Origin of the sequence: Mesorhizobium sp. B1-1-1, assembly GCF_006442955.1 — a bacterium.
GTDB lineage: Bacteria > Pseudomonadota > Alphaproteobacteria > Rhizobiales > Rhizobiaceae > Mesorhizobium.
Window position 1 is genome coordinate 417,867 of record NZ_VFWW01000003.1, and the last position, 19,052, is coordinate 436,918.

The 19,052-nt window shown below is 64.9% G+C and carries 21 protein-coding genes; 13 read left to right on the top strand and 8 right to left on the bottom strand.

The annotated features are described in order from the left end of the window. The first annotated feature begins 51 nt into the window (after nt 1-51). On the top strand, nt 52-1,437 hold the full coding sequence (locus tag FJ986_RS07720; RefSeq protein WP_140673882.1) for an FAD-binding oxidoreductase: 1,386 nt from the start codon (nt 52-54) through the stop codon (nt 1,435-1,437). A gap of 91 nt (nt 1,438-1,528) precedes the next feature. Here FJ986_RS07720 and FJ986_RS07725 read toward each other — a convergent pair whose 3' ends face one another. After that, nucleotides 1,529-2,344 carry a thioredoxin family protein gene (locus FJ986_RS07725; protein ID WP_140492249.1) on the bottom strand — a complete coding sequence of 272 codons (816 nt, stop codon included), beginning with the start codon at nt 2,342-2,344 and terminating at the stop codon, nt 1,529-1,531. A gap of 180 nt (nt 2,345-2,524) precedes the next feature. Here FJ986_RS07725 and FJ986_RS07730 point away from each other — a divergent pair, with 180 nt between their 5' ends. Continuing rightward, the gene (locus FJ986_RS07730; protein ID WP_140673884.1) at nt 2,525-3,202 is read left to right on the top strand and encodes a ceramidase domain-containing protein; all 678 of its coding nucleotides are present in this window, start codon (nt 2,525-2,527) and stop codon (nt 3,200-3,202) included. Between the two features lie 38 nt (nt 3,203-3,240). On the opposite strand, the gene acnA is transcribed toward FJ986_RS07730, so the two are convergent. Next, nucleotides 3,241-5,931, bottom strand: a complete 2,691-nt coding sequence (acnA, locus tag FJ986_RS07735) for an aconitate hydratase AcnA (protein WP_140673886.1) — start codon at nt 5,929-5,931, stop codon at nt 3,241-3,243. A 284-nt stretch (nt 5,932-6,215) separates the two neighbouring features. On the opposite strand from acnA, the gene ccmA reads away from it, so the two are divergent. The 5 genes from ccmA to FJ986_RS07755 all read left to right on the top strand — a co-directional run bounded on the left by ccmA (nt 6,216) and on the right by FJ986_RS07755 (nt 8,570). Continuing rightward, complete coding sequence (ccmA, locus tag FJ986_RS07740; protein ID WP_140673888.1) at nt 6,216-6,824, top strand: heme ABC exporter ATP-binding protein CcmA; 609 nt, start codon at nt 6,216-6,218, stop codon at nt 6,822-6,824. A gap of 196 nt (nt 6,825-7,020) precedes the next feature. Then, nucleotides 7,021-7,686 (top strand): heme exporter protein CcmB, encoded by a 666-nt coding sequence (ccmB, locus tag FJ986_RS07745; RefSeq protein WP_140514012.1) that lies wholly within the window; start codon nt 7,021-7,023, stop codon nt 7,684-7,686. Then, nucleotides 7,673-7,822, top strand: coding sequence for a hypothetical protein (locus FJ986_RS30420; protein WP_181165197.1), 150 nt, complete (start codon nt 7,673-7,675; stop codon nt 7,820-7,822). Before ccmB ends, FJ986_RS30420 begins: the two co-directional genes overlap by 14 nt. Then, nucleotides 7,819-7,992, top strand: coding sequence for a heme exporter protein CcmD (gene ccmD, locus FJ986_RS07750; protein WP_140492264.1), 174 nt, complete (start codon nt 7,819-7,821; stop codon nt 7,990-7,992). The genes FJ986_RS30420 and ccmD overlap by 4 nt, the downstream gene beginning before the upstream one ends. After that, nucleotides 7,989-8,570 (top strand): DsbE family thiol:disulfide interchange protein, encoded by a 582-nt coding sequence (locus FJ986_RS07755; protein WP_140492460.1) that lies wholly within the window; start codon nt 7,989-7,991, stop codon nt 8,568-8,570. The genes ccmD and FJ986_RS07755 overlap by 4 nt, the downstream gene beginning before the upstream one ends. Nucleotides 8,571-8,584: 14 nt before the next feature. On the opposite strand, the gene ppa is transcribed toward FJ986_RS07755, so the two are convergent. The 5 genes from ppa to FJ986_RS07780 all read right to left on the bottom strand — a co-directional run bounded on the left by ppa (nt 8,585) and on the right by FJ986_RS07780 (nt 12,075). Beyond that, nucleotides 8,585-9,118, bottom strand: coding sequence for an inorganic diphosphatase (gene ppa, locus FJ986_RS07760; RefSeq protein WP_140492463.1), 534 nt, complete (start codon nt 9,116-9,118; stop codon nt 8,585-8,587). Between the two features lie 190 nt (nt 9,119-9,308). Further along, complete coding sequence (locus FJ986_RS07765; RefSeq protein ID WP_140492466.1) at nt 9,309-9,815, bottom strand: GNAT family N-acetyltransferase; 507 nt, start codon at nt 9,813-9,815, stop codon at nt 9,309-9,311. A 116-nt stretch (nt 9,816-9,931) separates the two neighbouring features. Continuing rightward, a complete protein-coding gene (locus tag FJ986_RS07770) occupies nt 9,932-10,570 on the bottom strand; it encodes a TPM domain-containing protein (protein ID WP_140524615.1) in 639 nt (212 codons plus the stop codon). Between the two features lie 8 nt (nt 10,571-10,578). Next, nucleotides 10,579-11,388: a YgcG family protein gene (locus FJ986_RS07775; RefSeq protein ID WP_181165206.1), complete on the bottom strand. Its 810-nt coding sequence runs from the start codon at nt 11,386-11,388 to the stop codon at nt 10,579-10,581. A 51-nt stretch (nt 11,389-11,439) separates the two neighbouring features. Beyond that, a complete protein-coding gene (locus FJ986_RS07780) occupies nt 11,440-12,075 on the bottom strand; it encodes a LemA family protein (RefSeq protein WP_140514006.1) in 636 nt (211 codons plus the stop codon). A gap of 162 nt (nt 12,076-12,237) precedes the next feature. On the opposite strand from FJ986_RS07780, the gene FJ986_RS07785 reads away from it, so the two are divergent. The 6 genes from FJ986_RS07785 (at nt 12,238) to FJ986_RS07810 (ending at nt 17,499) form a co-directional block, all read left to right on the top strand. After that, nucleotides 12,238-12,489, top strand: coding sequence for a hypothetical protein (locus tag FJ986_RS07785; RefSeq protein ID WP_140492477.1), 252 nt, complete (start codon nt 12,238-12,240; stop codon nt 12,487-12,489). Between the two features lie 7 nt (nt 12,490-12,496). Next, complete coding sequence (pdxY, locus tag FJ986_RS07790; RefSeq protein WP_140625382.1) at nt 12,497-13,381, top strand: pyridoxal kinase PdxY; 885 nt, start codon at nt 12,497-12,499, stop codon at nt 13,379-13,381. Then, a complete protein-coding gene (locus FJ986_RS07795; protein ID WP_140625383.1) occupies nt 13,378-14,145 on the top strand; it encodes a DUF429 domain-containing protein in 768 nt (255 codons plus the stop codon). The genes pdxY and FJ986_RS07795 overlap by 4 nt, the downstream gene beginning before the upstream one ends. Nucleotides 14,146-14,283: 138 nt before the next feature. Beyond that, nucleotides 14,284-14,928: a carbonic anhydrase gene (locus FJ986_RS07800; RefSeq protein WP_140492485.1), complete on the top strand. Its 645-nt coding sequence runs from the start codon at nt 14,284-14,286 to the stop codon at nt 14,926-14,928. 20 nt (nt 14,929-14,948) lie between these two features. Further along, a complete protein-coding gene (locus FJ986_RS07805) occupies nt 14,949-15,359 on the top strand; it encodes a nuclear transport factor 2 family protein (RefSeq protein ID WP_181168552.1) in 411 nt (136 codons plus the stop codon). An 85-nt stretch (nt 15,360-15,444) separates the two neighbouring features. Then, the gene (locus FJ986_RS07810) at nt 15,445-17,499 is read left to right on the top strand and encodes a M3 family metallopeptidase (protein WP_140673890.1); all 2,055 of its coding nucleotides are present in this window, start codon (nt 15,445-15,447) and stop codon (nt 17,497-17,499) included. On the opposite strand, the gene FJ986_RS07815 is transcribed toward FJ986_RS07810, so the two are convergent. Continuing rightward, a complete protein-coding gene (locus FJ986_RS07815) occupies nt 17,500-19,005 on the bottom strand; it encodes a M81 family metallopeptidase (protein ID WP_140673892.1) in 1,506 nt (501 codons plus the stop codon). Nucleotides 19,006-19,052: the final 47 nt, after the last annotated feature.

Genomic DNA, 19,052 nt, shown 5'->3' on the forward strand with positions numbered 1-19,052 from the left:
GGGAAACCGCTCCACACTTTTCCTGGAATCGCACGGAGAACGGATCACAAGATGCAAGCCCAGCGCAATGGCGACGTGTCGTTCTGGTATGCCGACATAGGTGGCCCGCCGGCCAGCCGCCCACCCTTGCCCGGCGACATCGAGGCCGATGTCTGCATCGTCGGCGCCGGCTATACCGGACTTTGGACGGCCTACTATCTGAAGAAGGCGGAGCCCGCGCTGCGCATCGCCATCGTCGAAAAGGAGTTCGCCGGCTTCGGTGCCTCGGGCCGCAATGGCGGATGGCTGTCCGGCGGCTTCAGCTGGTCGCGCGAGAAATATGCAAAAACCTCCTCGCGCGGGGCGGTGATCGACATGCAGCGCGCCATGTCCGGCACGGTCGACGAGGTGATCGCGATTGCCGCTGCCGAAGGGATCGACGCCGATATCCGCCGCGTCGACAACATCACCGTCGCCACAAACGCCGCGCAGCTTGAGCGCGCCAAAGCCGAGTACGAAGAGGCCCGGCATTGGGAAATGCCGCCCGAGCGGTTGGCCTTCCTCGGTGCGCAGGAAGCGCGCGAGCGCATCGCCATCGACAATGTATTGGGCGCCTTCGTCGTGCGCGACGTCGCGCGCGTGCAGCCGGCCAAGCTGGTGCAGGGTCTGGCGGCGGCGGTCGCGCGGCTCGGCGTCGCCATCTACGAACAGACGCAGGTGCTGGCGCTCGAGAAGGGCAAGGTCACCACCGACCGCGGCGTCGTGCGCGCCGAAAAGATCGTGCGCGCCACCGAGGGCTTCAGCGCCGGTATTGCCGGCTACGAGCGTCTCTGGCTGCCGCTGAACAGCGCCATCGTGGTGACCGAGAAGCTGCCGCAGAAGCTCTGGGACGAAATCGGCTGGAGCGGCTACGAGGTGCTGGGCGATGCCGCGCATACCTACTGCTATGCGCAGCGCACGCGGGAAGGCCGGATCGCCATGGGCGGCCGGGGCGTGCCCTACCGCTTCGGATCGCGCACCGACAGGCGCGGCAAGACACAACAGGCGACCATCGACCAGCTGCACGAGATCCTGACCAGGCTGCTGCCGCAGACCAAAGGCGTGCGGCTCGACCATGCCTGGTGCGGCACGCTCGGCGTGCCGCGCGACTGGTGCACGACGTGCGGCTTCGATCGCGAAAGCGGCATCGGCTGGGCCGGCGGCTATGTCGGGCTCGGCGTTTCCAGTTCGAACCTGTCCGGCCGCACCTTGCGCGACCTGGTGCTCGGACACGACACGGAGCTGACCCGGTTGCCCTGGGTCAACCGCACGGTGAAGAAATGGGAGCCGGAGCCGCTGCGCTGGCTCGGCGTCCACGCCATGTACCAGCTCTACCGCATCGCCGACCGGCGGGAGGCAAATGGCCTGGGGCGGACGTCGCGCCTCGCCGCTTTCGCTGATCGCCTGACCGGCCATTGAGGCAGGTCACTCAAACGCGATTCCGTTTGGTCGACAGGCATGAATGGAGACCGACAGCGCGTCGCATCATTTCCGTTTTCGGCGGCGCGCTTCAGAGCCTTCGATCGAACGGCGCATCGGAACCGGGGCGGTGAATGAAGGCGGCGCCCAGGATGGGCCCTGGCAGGCCGTCCTTGCCGACGGACTGCAAAAGCACGGCGCAGCCGCCCTTCTTGGAAATCTCACTCATCGGCAATTCGTAGCGCTGCGCCTTGCCGTGCCAGATGCCCGCTGTCTGGATGCCGGTCACCGCGTTCCAATAGGTCATCTTGCGGCCCGTGTTCTCGCCCTGGCCGATCGTGACCGTCTGCGGCGGCTCGAAATAGACGATGACGACATGGGCATCGCTGGGACCGGTCCCGCCATCGCCGGTATCGATCATGACGCGGTCGCTGGTCCGGCTGACCTTGATGGCGACCCGCATGTCTTCGCCGATCCTTGCCATGCGGGCGAGTTGGCCATCGACCTCGCCGCGATTGGCGCCGTTGACATGGACCCGGCCGTTGATGACCGCCTGCGGCGTATAGACTGAGCGGTTGCCGAAGGCCCGCATATACTCATATTGCCGCTCGGTGTTTTCCTTGCTGCTCAGCGTGTCCCGCCAGCCGAGATAATCCCAGTAGCCGACGTGATAGGAGAGCGCGACAAGATCCTGCCTGGCGGCAAGTTCGGAGAAGAAGGCGTCGGCAGGCGGGCAGGAACTGCAGCCTTGGCTGGTGAACAGCTCGACCACGCCCACGGGCCTGTCGCCCTGGGGCTTGTCGGCCGGGAGCCCGCCGGACTCGCCGGCGTGCCCGGCACCGGCAAACGCCGAGAAGGCCAGCGCGAACGCTGCCAGCCACAATGATCTACGCGAGGCCATGACCATTCCAATTCCCGCCGGTGATGCCGGCTTTGTTTTGATTGGCTGAAATATGTGGCAGAACCGGAAGTCAACGGGAAGTCACGTTGCGGTGAAATTTTGCCATTGCAAGCCTGGGTAGGGCGGCAATAGGAGAAGCCCACTGCATTTCAACCGGCGGTTCGATTCGGGGGCGGGATCATCATCATGTGGCAAAGTTTCCTGGCTCCAGTCGATCTCTATTGCGAGCGAACCGGTCCTGAACTTTGGGCCGAGCCGGTGAATGCTTTGACCAACCTGGCTTTCATTGCCGCGGGACTATGGGGCGTCCGCGAAGTGCGGCGATGCAGGACCGGCATTTTCGCCGAGGTCCTGGCCTGGTGGGTGGTGGCGATCGGCGTCGGCTCGACGATCTTTCACATCTTCGCCACCAAGGGAACGGTCTGGGCCGACGTGGTGCCGATCGCCGGCTTCACGCTGGCCTACACGCTGTTCAACCTGCGCCGCTTCCTGCGCCTGGAATGGGGCAAGGCGATCGCGATCTTCGTCGTTTTCTATGCCGTTGTCGGAGCGATAACTCTGGCCGTGCCGGATTGGCTGCGCCAGGCGTCGAACGGCACCACAGGCTACCTGCCGCCGTTCCTGGCGCTCGCCTTCTTCGGTGTCTGGGTGACGGCCAGCGGCAATCGCGCCGGCTGGTATAATCTGGCCGGATCGGCGATCTTCGTGCTGTCGGTCATCTGCCGCATGGTCGATCCGCTGGTCTGCGCCAGCTTCCCGCTCGGCACGCACTTCCTCTGGCACCTGCTCAACGGGCTGATGCTGGGGGTGCTGCTGGCCGCCGCGGCGCGCTACGGCGCGCCACAGCGAGGCAGTAGGCAGTAGGTTCTATTCCCTACTGCCTAAGCCCTACTCCCTTGCCGCTACGCGGCAAGATCGCGCAACACGTACTGCAAAATGCCGCCGTTCTTGAAGTAGTCGAGTTCGTCAAGCGTATCGATGCGGCAGATGATCGGCACCTTCTTCACCGTGCCGTCGCCATAGGTGATCCTGGCTTCCATCTTCTGGCGCGGCTTGAGGGCGTCCAGGCCGTCGATCTCGACCAGCTCATCCCCTTTCAGGTTGAGCGAAGCCCATGAGGTGCCTTCCTCGAAGACGAAGGGGATGACGCCCATGCCGACCAGGTTGGAGCGGTGGATGCGCTCGAAGGACTGGGCGATGACCGCGCGGACACCAAGGAGATTCGTTCCCTTGGCCGCCCAGTCGCGCGACGAGCCGTTGCCGTATTCGACGCCGGCGAAGATGACCAGCGGCACGCCTTCCTTCTTGTATTGCATCGCCGCGTCGTAGATCGATTCCTCTTCCTTCGACGGGTAATGGATGGTGTAGCCGCCTTCCCTGCCGTTCTCGCCCAGCATGTGGTTGCGGATGCGGATGTTGGCGAAGGTGCCGCGCATCATCACCTCATGGTTGCCGCGGCGCGTGCCGTACTGGTTGAAGTCGGCAACGCCGACGCCATGCTCGGTAAGGTATTTGCCGGCCGGCGAGGCGGCCTTGATCGAGCCCGCTGGCGAAATGTGGTCGGTGGTGATCTTGTCGCCGAACAAGCCCAGCACGCGGGCGCCCTTGATGTCGCCGATCTTGCCGAAGCCCGTGGTCATGCCGGCGAAATAGGGCGGATTCTGCACATAGGTGGAATTGTCGTCCCAGGCATAGGTCTGGCCTTCCGGCGCCTTGACGTTTTGCCAGTTCTCATCGCCCTTGAAGACGTCGGCATATTTGCGGGCGAACAGCTCGCGCGTCACGTTCTTCTCGATGAACTCCTGGATCTCCGCCGAGCTCGGCCAGATATCCTTGAGGTAGACCGGCTTGCCGTTCCTGTCCTCGCCGAGCGGCTCGGTGGTCAGGTCCTTCGTCACCGTGCCGGCCAGCGCGTGCGCCACGACCAGCGGCGGCGAGGCGAGATAGTTGGCCTGCACGTCGGGCGAGACGCGGCCCTCGAAATTGCGGTTGCCGGAAAGCACCGCGGCGGCAATCAAACCCTTATCGTTGATGGTCTTGGAGATCGGCGCCGGCAGCGGACCGGAATTGCCGATGCAGGTGGTGCAGCCGAAGCCGACCAGGTTGAAGCCGATCTGATCGAGCTCCTTCTGCAGGCCGGATTTCTCGAGATATTCGGCGACCACCTGGCTGCCCGGCGCCAGCGAGGTCTTCACCCAGGGCTTCTGCTTGAGGCCGAGGCGGTTGGCATTGCGGGCAAGCAGGCCGGCGCCGATCAGCACGCTCGGGTTCGAGGTGTTGGTGCAGGAGGTGATGGCGGCGATGACGACATCGCCATGGCCGAGATCATGGCCGGTGCCTTCGACGGCGTAGCGCTTCGAGATTTCCGCCGCCTTCTTGTATTCGGTGTCCATAGCCTTGACGAAGCCGGCCGGGATGCCTTCCAGCGCGACGCGGCCCTCGGGGCGCTTGGGGCCGGCCATCGACGGCACGACGTCGCCGAGGTCGAGCTCCAGCAAATCGGTGAAGACCGGGTCGGCGGAGCCTGCGTCACGCCACATGCCTTGCGCCTTGGAGTAGGCTTCGACCAGCGCGATGCGGCTTTCCTCGCGGCCCGACATTGTGAGGTAGCGGATGGTCTCCGAATCGACCGGAAAGAAGCCGCAGGTGGCGCCATATTCAGGCGCCATGTTGCCGATGGTGGCGCGGTCGGCCAGGGTCATATTGGAAAGGCCAGGGCCGAAGAATTCGACGAACTTGCCGACGACGCCCTTCTTGCGCAGCATCTGGGTGACGGTGAGCACGAGGTCTGTGGCGGTGACGCCCTCCTTCAGCTTGCCGGTGAGGCGGAAGCCGATGACCTCGGGCAAAAGCATGGAGACGGGCTGGCCGAGCATCGCCGCCTCGGCCTCGATGCCGCCGACGCCCCAGCCGAGAACGCCCAGGCCGTTGATCATGGTGGTGTGCGAATCGGTGCCGACGCAGGTGTCGGGATAGGCTGATGTTTCGCCGTCCTCGGTGTTGGTCCACACCACCTGGCCGAGATATTCGAGGTTGACCTGGTGGCAGATGCCGGTGCCGGGCGGCACGACGCGGAAATTGCGGAACGCCTGCTGGCCCCATTTCAGGAACTTGTAGCGTTCCTCGTTGCGCTCATATTCGAGCTCGACATTGCGGGCGAAGGCCATCGGCGAGCCGAATTCGTCGACAATGACGGAATGGTCGATGACGAGGTCGACCGGCACCAGCGGGTTGATCTTTTGCGGGTCGCCGCCGAGCGAGGCCATGGCGTCGCGCATCGCCGCCAGGTCGACCACCGCCGGAACGCCGGTGAAATCCTGCATCAGGACGCGGGCAGGGCGATAGGCGATCTCGACGCCGGCCGTCCCCTTGTCGGTCAGCCAGCCGGCTACGGCCTTGATCGAGTCCTTGGTGACGGAGCGGCCGTCCTCGTTGCGCAGAAGGTTCTCCAGCAGAACCTTCATCGAATAAGGCAATTGGGCGATGCCGGAGAGGCCGTTCTTCTCGGCCTCGACGAGGTCGAAATAGGTATATTCGGCGTCGCCCGCTTTCAGCGTGCGGCGGCAATTGAAACTGTCGAGGGATTTTGACACGTGCGATCCGTCCTTGTCTGTTCAGCCTGAAAGGGAACGGACGCCGATGGCATGCAATCACGCGCAAAGGTGCGGGTACGGCCATTTCCGCTGTCCGCTCCCAAGCAACCCGAGCCGTTCAAGGCGGCGCGTGCGCTGGTTCGGCGCTAGTTCTGTTCCCGCGCCGACCGCTGGCACGGATGCACCGCATATAGAGAATTTTCTGGAATAGTTCTAGACAGTTAAAAAGCAAATTTGTGCGATGCGGCAGGGGCCGAGGCGGATTGTTTCAGGGCGGGCGAGGGATGCGGCTTATCGCCGAAAATCTGGGCGGCGAACGCGGCGGCGAGACGGTGTTTTCGGGCATTGGCTTTGACCTCGATCAAGGCCAGGCGCTTGTGGTCACCGGGCCGAACGGATCAGGCAAATCGACCTTGCTCAGGATCGTCGCCGGACTGCTGCCGAAGGCTGAAGGCAATTTGCTGATCGAGGGCGGCGGCGATGAATTTCCGTCGATCGCTTCGGCCTGCCACTATCTCGGCCATCAGAACGCAATGAAAACGGCGCTCAGCGTGACGGAAAACCTGCGCTTCTGGCGCGACTACAACGGCGGTGGATCCTTCGGCGTCGAGGAGGCGCTGGAGACGGTCGGACTGGGCGGCATCGGCCATCTGCCGTTCGGCTATCTCTCGACCGGGCAAAGACGACGCGCGGCGATTGCGAAACTGCTGGTCAGCCACCGACCGATCTGGCTGCTCGACGAGCCGACGGCGGGTCTGGACAAGGATTCGGAGGCGCGATTCGCGGGATTGATGAGGGGCCATTGTTCCGAGGGCGGGATGATCGTCGCGGCAACGCATCTGCCGCTCGGGATCGAGGGGGCGCAGGCGTTGAGGATGGGGCAGGCCTTTTGATGACGGCACTCTACGGCGCCCCCCTCTGTCCTGCCGGACATCTCCCCCTCGAGGGGGGAGATCGGCTGCCAGCTTGGCTTTCGCCAATTACAACGGTTGAAAGATTGGCGCGCCACCGAAGCTGCCAATCTCCCCCCTCGAGGGGGAGATGTCCGGCAGGACAGAGGGGGGCGCTCAAGCGCGAGTATCTCATATCATGCTAGCCCTCCTCCTCCGCGATATCCGCCTTTCGATTCGGGCCGGCGGCGGGGCGCTGACGGGCGTGATCTTCTTCCTCGCCGTGATCGCCACCATTCCCTTCGGCGTCGGGCCGGACCTGAGACTGCTTGCCCGCATCGGCCCGGCGATCCTGTGGATCGGAGCACTGCTCTCTTGCCTGCTCGGCCTCGACCGGTTGTTCCAGGCCGACCGCGAGGACGGCTCGCTCGATCTCCTGGTGCTTGGCAACGACCGCCACATGCTGGCGCTGACGGTGCTCACCAAATGCCTGGCGCATTGGGCGGGCAGCGTGCTGCCGCTGGTGGTCGCCGCGCCGCTGCTCGGCCTGTTCATGAACATGGAGCCGATCGCCATCGGCGCCACGGCGCTTACGCTGCTGGTCGGCACGCCGGCGATCACCTTCATCGGCGCCGTCGGCGCGGCGGTGGCGGTGGCGCTGCCGCGCGGCGGGCTCCTGATTTCGGTGCTGGTGCTGCCGCTGACCATCCCGGTGCTGATCTTCGGGGTTTCGGCGAGTTATGGCGCGACGGCCAATCCCGATCCGTTCCTGCAACCTTTCCTCATTCTTGCCGCGCTGACGTTGTTTCTTGCCGTGCTCGGACCGCTGGCGGCGGCGCTGGCGCTGCGCCATGGCACGGATTGAGGCGGCCATGACCGGCAAGGGCTGCGGCGCGGCGGCCAATTGCGCGGTCACCGGCGCGGGGCTAAGGGAAGGCATGATCGAGCACGGCGGAAGGATCGAATTGGCGGGCGGCATGCCGACGAGGCAGCCGGCATGAGCCCGCATGCGCTCTACGTCACCGCCGCCTATGCCGTCACGGCGATTGCGCTGGCCGGGCTGATCGGCTGGATCCTGCTCGATCAACGGGCCCGCAAGCGCGAACTGGCCGAACTCGAGGCGGCGGGCGTGCGCCGACGCTCCGACAAGGGCGGGGAGCGCGTGTCATGAGCACGGATATGCCAACGCCGGCGCCGGCCCGGCGCCGCCTGTTCGTGCTGTTGCCGCTGCTGGTCTTCCTCGGGCTGGCGGGGCTGTTCCTGGCGCAGCTCCTGTCGGGGCGCGACACTTCGGAGGTGCCGTCGGCGCTGATCGGCCTGCCGGCGCCGCCGACCAACCTGCCCCCGCTGGACGGCACGAACCTGCCGGGACTCGATTCGAAATCGTTTGCCGGCAAGGTGACGCTGGTCAACGTCTTCGCCTCATGGTGCGCGCCTTGCCGCGAAGAGCACCCGGTGCTTTTGGGGCTGGCGCAGGACAGGCGCTTCACCATGGCGGCGCTGAACTACAAGGACCGGCCGGAAAACGCCCGCCGATTCCTCGGCGATCTCGGCAATCCGTTCCAGGCGATCGGCGTCGACGAGGCCGGCCGCACGGCGATCGACTGGGGCGTCTATGGCGTGCCGGAAACCTTCGTCATCGGCAAGGACGGCAAAATAGCCTACAAGCATGTCGGCCCGCTGACGGCCGAGACGGCTCGGACGCTGCTGTTGCCGCAGATCGAGAAGGCGCTGGCCGCGCCGAACTGAGGCGACTGGCCGGCCTACTTGCTTGCCTTGGCCCGCTCGATCGCGTCGACGATCATCTTCTTGGCGTATTTGGAATCGTGCCAGCCCTCGATCTTGACCCATTTGCCGGGTTCGAGATCCTTGTAGTGCTCGAAGAAGTGCTGCACCTGATCGCGGGTGATCTCGGGCAGCTGCGTGTATTCGGTGACGTTCTCGTAACGCAACGTCAGCTTCGGCGACGGCACGGCGATGACCTTCTCGTCCTGGCCGGCATTGTCTTCCATGATCAGCACGCCGATCGGCCGCACATTGATGACGCAGCCGGGCACCAGCGCGCGCGTGTTGCAGACCAGCACGTCGATCGGATCGCCGTCGCCAGACAGCGTGTGCGGAACGAAGCCGTAATTGCCGGGATAGCGCATCGAGGTGTGCAGGAAACGGTCGACGAACAGCGTGCCGGCCTCCTTGTCCATCTCGTATTTGATCGGCTCGCCGCCGATCGGCACCTCGATGATGACGTTGACGTCCTCGGGCGGATTCTTTCCGGTGGCGATGGCTTCAATACGCATGACTTATCCCTCTCTCGATTGGCAGACCGATAGCGGGCGGCGCAAAATGGTGCAATGCGGCGAATGGTGCTCAAGAACGCCCAGCAAGACGCAATGGCATTCAATGCGTTCAATCATTAGCAGAAGATGTTTCAGTGTCGTGATTGCGTAGGTTGCGCTTCGCGCCGCTTACGCGATCGTTCCTCGCCGGTCATTCCCAGACGAAAGCAACCTTCTTCAGCGCCTTCTGCTCGAATATCTCGACGCCTTCGGCGATATCGCGGCCGCCGGCGCCGGAATAGAAGGCGAGCGCGTTCTGATTGTCTTCCAGCGCCCACACCACCGTGCCCTTCAATCCGTGGTCGGCAAGCCGCGCCCGTGCCGCCTTGAAAAGCCGGCTGCCGAGCCCGATGCCCTGATATTCCGGCCGCAGGTACAATTCATAGATCTCGCCCTGCTGCTTGAGTTCGCGGGCCCGGTTCTTGCCGATCGTGGCGTAGCCGGCAACCGTGCCGCCGATCTCGATCACCAGGACGGTAGCGGCGCGGCGGATGGCATTGGCCCACCAGTCGGCGCCGCGACGGTTGATCATCGATGTCAGGGTGCGGTGCGGGATGATGCCGCTATAGGCGCCGCGCCAAGCCTGCAAATGCACGTCGGCGATCGCCGCGGCGTCGCGCGATTCGGCTTTGCGGATATCGATGCTCAGCGTATTCATGATTTGTTAACCATAAACCCGCATCGCTCGAATGCAAGAGTCCGGGCAGTCCGGAGGACGCTTTCTCACAGGCCGTCATCGCCTGCGCGATGCGCGTTCGAGGCTGTCGGTGGAGCTCAAATCTCGACCAGATGATCGTCGAGTTCGTTGGTGTCGCCCGACGTCACCGGGAAGTGCTCGGCGAGCACCGCTCCAACCGATTGGATCGCCTTGACGAAGCCGTCGGCAAGCCGGTCGTCGCCGGCATGTGCGGTAAGCTCGCGCACCACATCGTCCCAGACATGCTGGCCGACCTTGGCGTCGATGCCTGAATCGGCGACCACCTCGGCGTAGCGCTCGGTGACCGACACGAACACCAGCACGCCGGTACGCGCGGTGGTGCGGTGGACGTTGCGGGCCAGGAACTGCTTCAGTGCGTTGTCATGCGCGGTCTGATAGCGCAGCCGTCTCGGCACCATATGGATGCGCAGCCCCGGAAAGGCCCATAACAGCAAAAGAAAGCAGGCCAGCGCCAGAAGCTGGGCAATGACGAAGTGCGGCAGACGGATGGTTAGCCACCAGGCCTCGAGCCCATAGGCGACGGCGAGGCTGACCAGCAGCGTGGCGAGAGCCGCCACGAAGGCAGCCGGAAAGAAGTAGTTGCCGCTGGCATGCGCCACCACGCAGTAGATTTCGCCGTCGGTCCTTGATTCGGCGGCGCGGATCGCCCCGGCGATGCGCTCATGGTCCTGCGGGCTGATCGGTCGTATCGCCATGATCCCTCTCACCAGCTTCCCGAAGAGCCGCCGCCGCCGGAAGAGCCCCCACCGCCGGAGAAACCACCGCCGCTACCGCCCGAGGACCAGCCGCCGCCGCCCGACCAGCCGCCGCCACCTGACGACCAGCCGCCACCCGACGATCGCCGGCTCGGCTCGAACGTCATGCCGAGCCAGCGGTAACGGCCGGGACCGATCTTCTGGCCGAAGATCGGCGGCAACACCGAGGCCGCTATGCTGCCGAAGAAGATGAGCGCCCAGATGCCGATGAAGATGGCGAAGAACAAATCGTCGGAATTGAACGGCGCCTGCTGGTTGCGCTTGCCGCGTGCTTCCAGCTCCTCGGGATTGCCGTTGAGCACCATGATCATGTCGTCGACGGCCTTGGTGATGCCGCCGGAGAAATCGCCGGCACGGAAGGCCGGCACCATGTCGTTTTCGATGATCAGCTTGGTGTGCAGGTCGGTCAGCGTGCCTTCCAGCCCGTAGCCGACCTCGATGCGCATCTTGCGGTCGTTCGGCGCGACCAGAAGCAGCACGCCGTTGTTCTCCTTCGCCTGGCCGAGTTTCCAGAACCGGTACAGCCGGTTGGCATAGGGCTCGATCTCCTCGCCGCCGAGACTGGGAATGGTGGCGACGACGATCTGATCGGAGCCCTTCGTCTCGAAATCGGCAAGCTTCTGCGTCAGTGCCGCCCTGGTCGCCGCATCGATGATGCCTGCATTGTCGACGACACGGCCGGTCAGCGCCGGGAGCTCGGCGGCGAGGGCCGCAAATGGCACCACGAGAACGAGGAGCAGGACAGCGACGCGATACATGGCGCGTCGTCCCTCATTGGCGAGCAGGATCACCACGTCGGAATCCGGCAATCATCCGCCCTGTTTCGTGCCGAAATCGACCTTCGGCGTCTGCAATTTGTCCTCCTCGACCGTGAAATTGGCGAAGGGCTCGTTGCCGCGGAACCAGAACGTCGCCCACAGCACCGAGGGGAAGGTCCGCAGCGTCAGATTGTAGTCCCTGACCGCCTGGATGTAGTCACGCCGCGCCACCGCGATGCGGTTCTCGGTACCTTCGAGCTGCGCCTGCAGCGCCAGGAAGTTCTGGTTGGCCTTCAGGTCCGGGTATGCCTCCGACACAGCAAGCAGCCGCGACAGCGCGCTGGTCAGCCCTGCCTGGGCATCCTGGAACCTCTTGAGGGCTTCGGGATCCTTCAACGTTTCTGGCGTTACCGTGACCTGCGTCGCCTTGGCGCGCGCCTCGACCACCGCGTCAAGCGTGTCCTTTTCGTGCGAGGCGTAGCCCTTGACCGTCTCGACCAGGTTGGGGATGAGGTCGGCGCGGCGTTGATACTGGTTCAGCACCTCACTCCACGCCGCCTTGGCGTTCTCCTCCGCCGTCGGGATGGTGTTGTAGCCGCAGCCGGCAAGCAGCGGCAGCATGACGGCCATCACCAGCAAGGCGGGCAGCGTGCGGAATGTCGGGAAAGCAAGGCGCTGGGCAAACATGATCGGTCCCCTCGGTAGAAGTTGCATGCGAAGCATTACCACAATCGGCGCGCAAGAAAACGACCTCGGCGCAGACGGTTACCGATGGGGTTACGGTCGGTCGCAAGGCGCTGTAATTGACGGAGCGAACGCGGTAAGGTCGCCACGAAACAGGACAGCATCATGGTGCAGCGCCAGGACAGCGACACCGAATCGCGCCGCATCCTCGAGCGCGTCGCGCGCGAAACCGATCCGGCCGCCACTTCGCTCGCGGCGCGGACCGCGAAGGCCGTTCGCGACCACGTCGCGGCGGCCGATGCCGACCGCGCGGATCCGATCGAAGTCTGGGGCACGCGCATTGGCCGGATAATTGGGCTGCTGCTGGCGCTGGGCCTGATGGTCTGGCTCGTGCTTTTCCTCACCCGGGGCAGTTAGGATTCCAATGAGCACCGAGCAAGCCGACGCGCCGCGCGCGGTCATCGTCATTTCCAGCCATGTCGCACGCGGCTCGGTCGGCAATCGCGCCGCCGTCTTTGCGCTGGAATCGCTGGGTTTCCCGGTATGGGCGGTGCCGACAATCATCCTGCCCTGGCATCCCGGCCATGGGCGCGCGACCCGCATCGTGCCGCCGCTCGATCAGTTCAAGGCATTGATGGCCGATCTGGAGCGCGCGCCGTGGCTGGGCGAGGTCGGGGCGGTGCTGTCGGGCTATCTCGGCGAGGCCGGCCAGGCCGAAGCCGTCGCCTCGCTGGTCGCCGCGGTCAAGGCGAGGACGCCCGACGCCGTCTATATCTGCGATCCGGTAATGGGCGATTCGGGCGGGCTCTATGTGCCGGAGCCGACGGCGATCGCCATGCGCGACCGGCTGATGCCGATCGCCGACATTGCCACCCCTAACCGCTATGAGCTGGAATGGATGGCCGGCGTGCCGTTGCCCGACCTGAAGTCGGTGATGGCGGCGGCGCTCCATGCCGGGCCGTCGACCATGCTGGTCACCTCGGCGCCATCGATGATTTCAGGCGGCACCGGGAATCTTCTGCTCGACGGCAGCCAGGCGCTGCTCGCCGAGCACCGCGTCATCGACAAGCCGCCGAACGGTTTGGGCGACCTGACAGCGGCGGTCTACCTGGCGCGCATCCTCTCCGGCCAGCCGGCGATCAAGGCGCTGCAATCGACGACGGCGGCGGTCTACGAGATCCTGGCGCGCACGGCCAAACGCGGCGGCGACGAATTGCAGCTCGAAACCGATGCGCAGAGCCTGTCGCACCCGATGGCGATGGTGCAGCTTCGCCATCTCACGCATCCGGGGCGGGACCGCCGCGCGTGACATCGGCACGGGTGCTGGTCGGCGCGGACGGCTGCAAGGCCGGCTGGGTCGCCGTTCGGAGCGCTCCGAACGCGGCGCCTTCGGTCGAGGTCTTCGCCAGCTTCGCCGCGCTGCTGTCGGCGGTTCCCGACGACGCGATCGTCGCCGTCGACATGCCGATCGGCCTGCCTGAATTTTCGAGCAAGGGCGGGCGCGGGCCGGAGGCGCAGGTCAGGCGGCTGCTCGGGCCGCGCCAATCCGGCGTCTTCTCGATCCCGTCTCGTGCGGCACTCTACGCCGATACCGCCGAGTTCACTTCGATCGAAGCCTGGTACGCCGCGCACCGCCGGGCGAGCGACGTGGCCAGGACGACATCCGATCCGCCGCGCGGCGTTTCGATCCAGGCATTCGGCATCTTTGGCAAAATACGCGAGATCGATACGTTGCTGATCTCGCGGCCCGAACTGCGTGGCCGCGTCTTCGAATCGCATCCGGAAGTGGCTTTCTGTCGGCTCAACGGCGGGCAGGCCATGCTGCTGCCGAAGAAGGTCAAGGGCAGCATCAATCCGGCCGGCATGGCGGAACGCAAGGCGCTGCTTAGCCGGCACGGCTATGCCATAGACTTCCTCGATCAGGCGCCGCCGCGCGGTGCGGCCGATGACGATTTCCTCGATGCGGCGGCGATGATGCTGATCGCCGGCCGCATCGCCGCCTGCACGGCACGGCCGTTTCCCGACCCGCCACTTACCGACGGCTTTGGCATACCGGTCGCCATCTGGGCGTGACAACATTGCCCAGCTTTGCGCCTGACGCAGGGCATTTCTCACCAACCCCACAATTCTGCATTGCTCGCGACGGGCTTTTACCGCTAGAGCGTTTTCTCGACCGCAACGAGCTGCCGCCTCCAACCCGGAAAGCCGCCCATGCCTCACCTTCCCGACCACCTTCTTGCCGGCTACCGCAATTTCATGAACGGTCGCTATCTCACCGAGAGCGGCCGCTATCGCGAGCTCGCCCGGGAGGGGCAAGCGCCGGAAACCATGATCGTCGCGTGCTGCGATTCCCGCTCGGCTCCCGAGGCGATCTTCGACGCAGGGCCCGGCGAACTCTTCGTGCTGCGCAATGTCGGCAATCTGGTGCCGCCTTACGAGCCGGACGGCGAGTTCCACTCGACCTCGGCCGCGCTCGAATTCGCGGTGCAGAGCCTCAAGGTCAAGAACATCGTTGTCATGGGCCATGGCCGCTGCGGCGGTATCCGTGCCGCGCTCGACGCCAATTCCGCGCCACTGTCGCCGGGCGATTTCATCGGCAAATGGATGAGCCTGATCGCGCCGGCCGCCGAGACCGTGTCGGCCAGCACCTTCATGACTGCGACGGAGCGCCAGACGGCGCTGGAGCGCATCTCGATCCGCTATTCCCTCGCCAATCTCAGGACCTTTCCCTGCGTCTCGATCCTTGAGGGCAAGGGGCGGCTGTCGCTGCACGGTGCCTGGTTCGACATTTCGACCGGCGAGCTCTGGGTGATGAACAAGGAAACCGGCGATTTCGAGCGCCCGGTGCTGGAGTGACCGAAACGGCACGCCAGGCAATGAACATCCGGCCGGTCATGTTCACCGCCGCCGCACTGCTGATGGCGATCATGGCCGCCCGTGCCGATGACGGCGCCATCATCAGCCGCTGGTATTCGGCCCTGCTGGTCGCCGACCGCACCGAACTTTCCGACCTGCTCGCCGACAATGTGCGCATCGAACTCGACGACCTCGGCATCGTGCAGGGAAAGCAGGAGTTCATCGCCTCGCTCGACGAATGGAAAGGTGCGGTTGCTGGTGCCGCGATCCGACACCGGATCGAGAAGAACGAAGGCGGCGTCACCACGGTGATCGCCTGCTACGACTTCCCCGACAACGACATGCTGATGCATGAGACCTTCGCCATAGCGGGCGACCGCATCACGGCCAGCACGCAGAAAGCGCTTGCGGAAAGCTGCGAAGCCTACTGACCGGCAGCGCTGTTGCGCGCGCCGGACGAGCGCCCTACATCGGTGATTTCAGCCCCTCCCGACCTGCCAGCCCGAAAGACAATCCATGCCCGCCACGAAAGCCGTCGACCTCGCCGCCCATCCGCTGACCACGTGGCAAGGGCCACTCGGCCTGCCCGATTTCGCCCGATTTGGCGACGACGAGTTCGCACCCGTCTTCGACGCGGCGCTGAAGGCGCATGAGGCCGAGATCGAGGCCATTGCCGCGAACGAGGATACGCCGACCATCGAGAACACGCTTCAAGCCCTGGAGCTCGCCGGCGAAGCGCTCGACCATGTCTCGTCGATCTTCTGGTGCCGTGCCGGGGCCCACACCAACGAGGACATCCAGGCGCTGGAGCGCGACATCTCGCCAAGGATGTCGAGGCATTTCTCGGCGATCTCGATGAATGAAAGGCTCTTTGCCCGCATCGACGACCTTTACCGGCGCCGCGAGACGCTCAAGCTCGATGCCGAGACGTTGCGGGTGCTGGAAAAGACCTGGAAGGGTTTTGTCCGCTCGGGCGCGAAACTCGATGCGGATGGCAAGAAGCGGCTGGCAGGGATCAACGAGGAGCTGTCGTCGCTCGGCACCAGCTTCGGCCAGAACGTGCTTGCCGACGAACGCGACTGGGCGCTGTTCCTGGACGAGGCCGACCTGGCCGGCCTGCCGGATTTCGTGAAGAGCTCGATGGCCGAAGCCGCCGAGACGCGCGGCCAGAAAGGCCGCTACGCCGTCACTTTGTCGCGCTCGATCTACGAGCCGTTCTCGACCTTCTCGGAGCGCCGCGACTTGCGCGAGATCGCCTTTCGCGCCTTCACCATGCGCGGCCAGAATGGCGGCGCGACGGACAATACAGCCGTCGTGCGCGACATGCTGAAGCTGCGCGCCGAGAAGGCGAAGCTGCTCGGCTACGGCTCCTTCGCGGCGCTGAAGCTCGACGACACCATGGCCAAGACGCCCAAGGCGGTGCACGACCTGCTCGATCCCGTATGGGAAAAGGCGCTGGAAAAGGCCGCCGACGACCAAAAGGAGCTGGAACGGCTGGCGGCGGAAGCCGGCAGCAACGAAAAATTCGCCGCCTGGGATTGGCGTTTCTACCAGGAGAAGCTGCGCGCGGAGAAATTCGCCTTCGACGAGGCGGAATTGAAGCCCTATCTCCAGCTCGACCGGATCATCGATGCCTGTTTCGACGTCGCGACAAGACTGTTCGGCATCACCTTCGAAGAGAGGAAAGGCATTGCCGCCTGGCATCCGGACGCGCGTGTGTTCGTGGTGAAGAATGCCGATGGCAGCGAGCGCGGCCTGTTCCTGGCCGACTATTTCGCGCGGCCGTCGAAACGCTCCGGGGCCTGGATGAACGCACTGAAATCAGGCTACCGCCTGGGCCCCGGCGCGAGCCCGATCATCTACAACATCATGAATTTCGCCAAGCCGCCCGTGGGCGAGCCGGCGCTGCTGTCGGTGGACGAGGCGAAGACCTTGTTCCATGAATTCGGCCATGCCCTGCACGGCATGCTGACCGATGTCACCTGGCCTTCGGTGTCGGGCACTTCCGTCAGCCGCGATTTCGTCGAACTGCCCTCGCAGCTCTACGAACACTGGCTGACCGTGCCGGCGGTGCTGGAAAAGCACGCTTTGCATGTCAAGACCGGCAAGCCGATGCCGAAGGCTCTGCTCGACAAGATGCTGGCGGCGCGCACTTTCGGGGCTGGCTTTGCCACGGTGGAATTCACCGCCTCGGCGCTGATCGACATGGCCTTCCATGCAAGGCCCGACGCGCCTGAGGAGCCACTTCGTTTCGAGGCCGAAACGCTCGAAAAACTCGACATGCCCGACACCATCGCGATGCGCCACCGCACGCCGCATTTCGGCCATGTCTTTGCCGGCGAGGGCTATTCGGCCGGCTACTATTCCTACATGTGGTCGGAAGTACTCGACGCCGACGCCTTCGCCGCTTTCGAGGAGACGGGCGACCCCTTCAATCCCGCGCTGGCCGAGCGGCTGAGAAAGAACATCTATGCCGCCGGCGGCTCGAAGGATCCGGAAGAACTCTACACCGCGTTTCGCGGCAAGATGCCGTCGCCGGAAGCCATGATGGTGAAGCGGGGGCTGGTGTGATCAGCCAATTTCCCCCCTTGTGGGGGAGATCGGCTGCTTCCACGGATCCGCCACCCTTGGCCAGATCGCCCGCTTCAGTTTCCTATAATCCGTCACCGCCGGATTGCTGGGGTACGCGCTCGGCGCCGAGAGATAGATGATCTCGGCGGCGATCGGTTCGAAGCCGGCGTAGAAATGGTTGGTCGATTTGATCAGCAGCATGTCCTTGGCCAGCGGATCGACGCCGATGTTGGAAAAAATGTCCGGCTCGAAGGTCTGCGTGCGGTTGGTGTTGAGGATGATGTCGACCTCGGTGCCCTCGATGCGGATCAACGCGGCGGGCCCGAGCGTCACCCGGCTCGGCCCGAAGCTCTGCCAACCTTCGGCGAGAACTTTCAGCACTGTGACGCGGGCGTCGATCGGCTCGCCGGCCTGAGGACCGGCCTTGCCGCCGAAACGCAGGTCGATGACGGCGCCCTCGCCCGCGGCCCGGCAGAAGGTCACGGCGACCGGATCCCAGATCGTCGCCACGCCGACATTGTCGATGCCGCGGGCCAAAAGCTCCCGCAGCACGATGGTGCCGTCACCCGGCACGCCGCCGCCCGGATTATCCCAGATATCGGCGATGACCACCGGCCTGCCGCGCTTTTCGGCGCATACGGCCTGCGCCCGCTCTATGCCGTCCTTGGCGCTCAGCATCGTCATCGCCGTCTTTTCGCGCATCGCGTAGAGCTCGCGGCCCAGCGTTTCGGCCAGCGCGTCGCCCTTGGCCTTGTCATTGTCGGTGACGACGAGGATGCGCGTGCCCATTTCGGGCACATCCGCCGCCATGAAGCCATGGATGACCGAGACCGACAGCACGCCGTCCCTGCCGTGCAGCGCCTTGATGCGGTCGACGAAGGAGCGCATCGGTTCGCGGCTGGTCGGCAGCACCTGGATCATGCGGCAGTCGAAGGTCGAGATGACGGGCTTGATCTCCCCGCGCGCCGCGGCGAGGCCAAGCTCGATGACATGTTCGCCGCGTTCGTAGAAATCGGTGTGCGGGAATTCTAGGAAATAAGCCATGACGTCGCACGCTGCCACGCGCTTCGGCGTCAGGTGGCTGTGCGGGTCGAACTCGCAGGCGATCACCACGCCAGGCCCGACGATCTCGCGCACCCGTTCGAGCAGGTCGCCCTCGCAGTCGTCATAGCCCTGCGCCACCATGGCGCCATGCAGGCCGAGAATGACGGCCTCGACCGGCAGCGCTGCTCGGAGCTGGCCCAGAATCTCGTCGCGCAGCGCCTCGTAGGTCTGCCGCTGCACCAGCCCGCCGGGCTCGGCCCAGGTGGCGGTGCCCTCGATGACGGTCAATCCCTCTGCGGCCGCGCGCCGGCGCAGCGCGACGATCGGCGAGGAGCACAGCGTCGGCGTCTCCGGATGCTTGCCCGGCCCGGCATAGAAGGCCATCTCGAACGATGCCCTGTCGGTCGGCACCGGCGAAAAGGTGTTGGTTTCCGTCGCCAGCGAGGCGGTGAAGATGCGCATGAAAGCTCCGTAGACAGGTTACTCTTCGCTCTCGCAATTCCGGACTG